The 4,743-nt window shown below is 67.2% G+C and carries 4 protein-coding genes; all 4 read left to right on the forward strand.

Translation table 11 applies throughout. The features are described 5' to 3' along the window. The first annotated feature begins 269 nt into the window (after positions 1-269). On the forward strand, positions 270-503 hold the full coding sequence (locus AB1578_22100) for a CopG family transcriptional regulator (protein MEW6490591.1): 234 nt from the start codon (positions 270-272) through the stop codon (positions 501-503). Continuing rightward, positions 490-747, forward strand: coding sequence for a type II toxin-antitoxin system RelE/ParE family toxin (locus tag AB1578_22105; GenBank protein MEW6490592.1), 258 nt, complete (start codon positions 490-492; stop codon positions 745-747). The genes AB1578_22100 and AB1578_22105 overlap by 14 nt, the downstream gene beginning before the upstream one ends. A gap of 338 nt (positions 748-1,085) precedes the next feature. Continuing rightward, positions 1,086-1,844, forward strand: coding sequence for a hypothetical protein (locus AB1578_22110; GenBank protein ID MEW6490593.1), 759 nt, complete (start codon positions 1,086-1,088; stop codon positions 1,842-1,844). Positions 1,845-2,028: 184 nt separating this feature from the next. Then, positions 2,029-4,116 (forward strand): tandem-95 repeat protein, encoded by a 2,088-nt coding sequence (locus AB1578_22115; protein ID MEW6490594.1) that lies wholly within the window; start codon positions 2,029-2,031, stop codon positions 4,114-4,116. Positions 4,117-4,743: the final 627 nt, after the last annotated feature.

A 4,743-nucleotide genomic window follows, 5' to 3' on the forward strand; every position in this document is an offset into this window, starting at 1 on the left:
AAGTATGCGAAGCGGTACGCCGAGGGCACCAATGTGGTGGTGATCGACCCAGACCTGGCCGAGTACTTCCCCGATCACGACGCCGTCAACAACGCGCTCCGGAGCCTAGTCGCGATCATAAGGGCAAAAGATAAAGGGCGAACAACGTCATGAACTTCGGACTGGCGCAAAATACCGCGCCAGCCGAGTTGTGCCGTACGTTCGCTTCAGATGGATTTTGACGCCATAACGTCATAGCGCTATAGTGTACCGAGGAAAGGAGGTGCGCCATGGCGACGCTGACGAAACGGTCCACAGTTTATTTCGATCCCACGATTCACCGCGCTTTACGCCTGAAGGCTGCGGAAACCTCCCGCTCGGTGTCCGACATCGTGAACGATGCGGTCAAAGAGGCGCTGGCCGAGGACGCCGAAGACCTGGCCGCGTTCGAGGAGCGAGTTGCAGAGCCCCTGATCACCTACGAAGAAATGGTCAAGAGGCTCAAAGCCGATGGCCGCATATAGGGTTCTCTTTCGCGAGTCGGTCTGGAAAGATCTCAAGTCAATACCGAAGAAAGAACTGCAACGAATCCTGGATCGGATCTCAGCCCTTGGCGACGAACCCAGGCCGCCAGGGGCTGAGAAACTTACTGGCGAGGATCGGTACCGTATTCGCCAAGGCCGATATCGTATCCTCTACTCAATTCAGGACAAAGACTTGACAGTCTGGGTGGTGAAGGTCGGGCACCGGAAGGAGGTCTACAGGTGAAGCGAACCATCGCGTGAAACGAAAGAACGGAGGGGACGTCCTTTTTTTATTGCCTTTTGCAGGTTGACGGCAGCTGCTGATCGGGCTACGAGGGGCGGCCATGCCGAGAAGCCCTCGACTGGACATTCCGGGTTTGCTGTACCACGTGATCGGTCGGGGCGTGGATCGTACCGCCATCTTTCGCGATGATCGCGATCGGGAGGTCTTCGTCGAACGGCGTGGGCGAGTTGGTGTTGGCGGGGGGTGCGAGGCTGTATGCGTGGGCGCTGCTGTCGAATCACTTCCATTTGGTGATCAGGCCGGGCGAGTGGGGGTTGGCGTGGATGATGCGGCGGCTGATGACCCGTCATGCCGTGCGCTTCAACCTGCGGCACGGCAGGTGCGGACACCTGTTCCAGAACCGGTACAAGAGCATCGTGGTGGAGGAGGAGCCATACTTCCTGGAGCTCGTCCGGTATGTGGCGCTCAACCCGGTGCGAGCGGGGGTGATCGGGTCGATCGAGGAGCTGGATCGCTACCCGTGGAATGGGCACGCCATCGTGGTGGGGACCAGGGAGGCGGACTGGCAGGCGGTGGGCGAGGTGCTCGGGCAGTTTGCCCCGAGCCAGCGGGAGGCGGTGGGCCGCTATCGGGAGTTCGTGGGCGCTGGCTGGAACCAGGGGCGCCGGGACGACCTGACCGGGGGGGGACTGGTCCGGAGCGCCGGGGGGGCGCAGGAAGTGGCGCGGCGCCGGCCGGAGGAACGCGAGGCGGCCGACGAGCGCGTGCTGGGAAGCGGCGCCTTCGTCGAGGAAGTGTGGCGCGCCGCCGAGCAGCTCCCACCGGTGGGGTCTTGGCGACCCTGGCAAGAGATCTTGGAAGAAGTCGCGCGGAAGTGGGAACGAGAGGCGGCCCTGATCCTGGGCGGCTCCCGGGAACGAAGGGTTTGTCGGGCGCGGCGGGAGTTCTTCCTGCGCAGCCTGACCGAGGCCGGCCAGTCGGTGAGCTGCCTGGGGGACCTGTGCGGCATGAACCCGGCTTCGGTGAGCCGAGCGGTAGAGGTCGCGCGGGCGGGAGCGCGCCGGCCGGAAGGCCGCCCCGAAGAAGAAAAGGCATGAAAAGCAAGGACGTTCCTGTCTACCCGCTCACATCTGTCAGGGGGAGGATCTCGCCATGGAGGTTCGCACCGTTATGGCTGGGCTGCTGCTCGGGGTGTTGCTGACGGGATGCGGGTCCTCGGGGGGCGGTGGCAAAGGAGACAGCAACCGCCCTCCCGTCGCTGCGGCAAACGGAGATCGGACGGTGGACGAGGGGCAGCAGGTGCTGCTGGACGGCTCGTCCTCCTTCGACCCCGACGGGGACGACCTGTCCTTCTCCTGGACCCAGCTCTCCGGAACGAGCGTGGAGCTTGGGGAAATATCTCCGGCTGTCGCGGCGTTCCTGGCGCCGCAAGTGTCCGCCGCCGGAGACGTGCTGACGTTCCTGCTGCGGGTTACCGACCTGGGGGGGGCCGAGAGTTCTGTAACGGTGGCCGTGACGGTGCGAAACGTAAACGTGCCGCCGACGGCCGACGCGGGAAGCCCCGCCGAGGTGGCGGAGGGCGCAACCCTCGCGCTGCACGGGAGCGGGTCGGACCGGGACGGGACCGTGGCGGCGTACCGGTGGACCCAGGAGGGGGGCACGCCGGGGTCCTTCGACGACGCCACCGCGGCGTCCCCCACCTACACGGCGCCCCTCGTGGGGCGGTCGGGGGAGGTGGTGACCCTGCGGCTCACGGTGACCGACGACGAGGGGGCCCAGGGGTCGGCCACGGTGGCGGTGACGGTGCGAAACGTAAACGTGCCGCCGACGGCCGACGCGGGAAGCCCCGCCGAGGTGGCGGAGGGCGCGGCGCTCGTGCTGCACGGGAGCGGGTCGGACCCGGACGGGACCGTGGCGGCGTACCGATGGACCCAGGAGGTGGGCACGCCGGGGTCCTTCGACGACGCCACCGCGGCGTCCCCCACCTACACGGCGCCCCAGGTGGGGCGGTCGGGGGAGGTGGTGACCCTGCGGCTCACGGTGACCGACGACGAGGGGGCCCAGGGGTCGGCCACGGTGGCCGTGACGGTGCGAAACGTAAACATGCCGCCGGTGGCCGACGCGGGAAGGGACGCCCACACCCTGTCCAGGGACTGGATTCGCCTGGACGGCTCCGGCAGCTCGGATGCCGACGACGACCCCCTGACCTACTCCTGGTCGATCCTGTCCGCTCCGGAGGGCAGCGAGGCCACGCTCACCGGGGCCGACACCTCCCATCCGGAACTCGTGCCGGACAGCTCGGGACTGTGGGAGTTCCTGCTCACAGTCAGCGACGGCCTGGCGGGGGCCCAGGACACGGTGCGCGTCGCCGTGGTTGAAGACCCGCCGGTCTTCGCCTGCGCCGGGGAAGATGTGTCGGCCTTGCCCTCCACGGGTGCGCTGGGCCTGGATTCCACGAGCGACGTCGCGCCTGCTTGCGGACCCTACGTGTTCCTCGGAAACCGGACCGAAAGGCGCGTGGACCTTCGGGACGTGGGCACCGGCGCCCTGCTCGGCAGCTTCGGCGTGAGGGCGACTCCGGGCCGGATGCTCCTCCACCGCCCGACCAGCATGCTCTACGTGGCACACCCCGACGCTCCCCGGTTGACGAAGGTCAACGTAGCCACGGGCGAAGTCCGGGAGATCCCGCTGGCGGGAACGGTCGTGGACCTGACGGTCGTCGACGGCGACCGGATGGTGGTCGCTCTCGAAGGGGTCAACGGCTATGCGAGTCGCCTGGTTCTCCTGGACCCCCTTGCCGAAGTGGTCGCGCGCACCTTTGCCGGCGGATCGTTCGGACTCTGGCTTGCCTACGACCCGGTCAACCAGGTGCTCTTGAGCGGCGTGGCGGGCATGTCCCCGAGCGCCCTCTTCCGCCACCGCTTCGACCCCGAGGCGCAGACCTTGACCCTCGAGCAGAGCAGCTGGAGCCTGGGCTCCAACGGCCAGGACCTGGCCGCTTCGCCGGCGGGAGGACACGCCGCGTTTGCCTGCGGAGGGGGAAACGGCACCGATCCCAGATACACCATCTTCGACCTGGACACGCTCGACCTCGCCCGCAGGTACGGCGAGTGGAACACGGGGGCGTATCCGTCGGCGGTGGATTTCGACGCCGCCGGGGACCGGCTGCTGGCGACCAATCGGGGGAGTCTGCTCGTGTTCGACGTGGCGTCCCACGGCCTGACGGGGGACCACGCCGTAAGCTTGTCCGGCTGTTCGTACGGGGGCCTTCGCCGGGTGCGCTTCTCACCGGGGGGAGGCGTGGCCTACGGTCTGAGCGATTGCGGCTTCGATCGCACCAGCGCCCGGCTCTTCTGGTTTCGGCCGTGATTGTATCTCGTCTCGATTCCCGGGATGCGGGATCCATCATCGAAGGCCTGAATACCAAAGTGGAGGTTTGCGATAAGGAAGTTGCGTGGTGAGTTGGTCGCTCGTGTTTACAAGGCAGGCGTAACAAAGACGCAGGCGCTGAGCCGGTGGCGTTAGCCCGGCGGCCGTCAGCAGCAAAGCGCGCGCTCGAACCAGACGCTTGAGGGCGGCGGTTGAGCGCGCGCTTCGGGAGATGATGAAGGGCAAGGAGGGGACCACCCCCGCCCGGTCGGCCCTACTTGAGCGGGTCGAGCAGGTCTTCGGCGGAGCGGACGACGAAGCGCGAGACGTCCCGGCCTTGGCGGCTCCCGGGAACGAAGGGTTTGTCGGGCGCGGCGGGAGTTCTTCCTGCGCAGCCTGACCGAGGCCGGCCAGTCGCTGACCTGCCTGGCGACCTGTGCGGCATGAACCCGGCTTCGGTGAGCCGAGCGGTGGAGGTCGCGCGGGCGGGAGCGCGCCGACCGGAAGGCCGCCCCGAAGAAGAAAAGGCATGAAAAGCAAGGACGTCCCCTCCGATTCTCCCACGGGCGTTAGCGGATCTTCTCCAGGTTTCTCTGCTGGGCCGTGGCGGTCTCGATGCTGCGGCGG

The sequence above is a fragment of the Thermodesulfobacteriota bacterium genome (assembly GCA_040756475.1).
Taxonomy (GTDB): domain Bacteria; phylum Desulfobacterota; class Deferrisomatia; order Deferrisomatales; family JACRMM01; genus JBFLZB01.

Bases quoted from the DNA above. Each gene is read 5' to 3' on its own strand.
- AB1578_22100 (MEW6490591.1), top strand. From the start codon at position 270: ATGGCGACGCTGACGAAACGGTCCACAGTTTATTTCGATCCCACGATT.
- AB1578_22105 (MEW6490592.1), top strand. From the start codon at position 490: ATGGCCGCATATAGGGTTCTCTTTCGCGAGTCGGTCTGGAAAGATCTC.
- AB1578_22110 (MEW6490593.1), top strand. From the start codon at position 1,086: ATGACCCGTCATGCCGTGCGCTTCAACCTGCGGCACGGCAGGTGCGGA.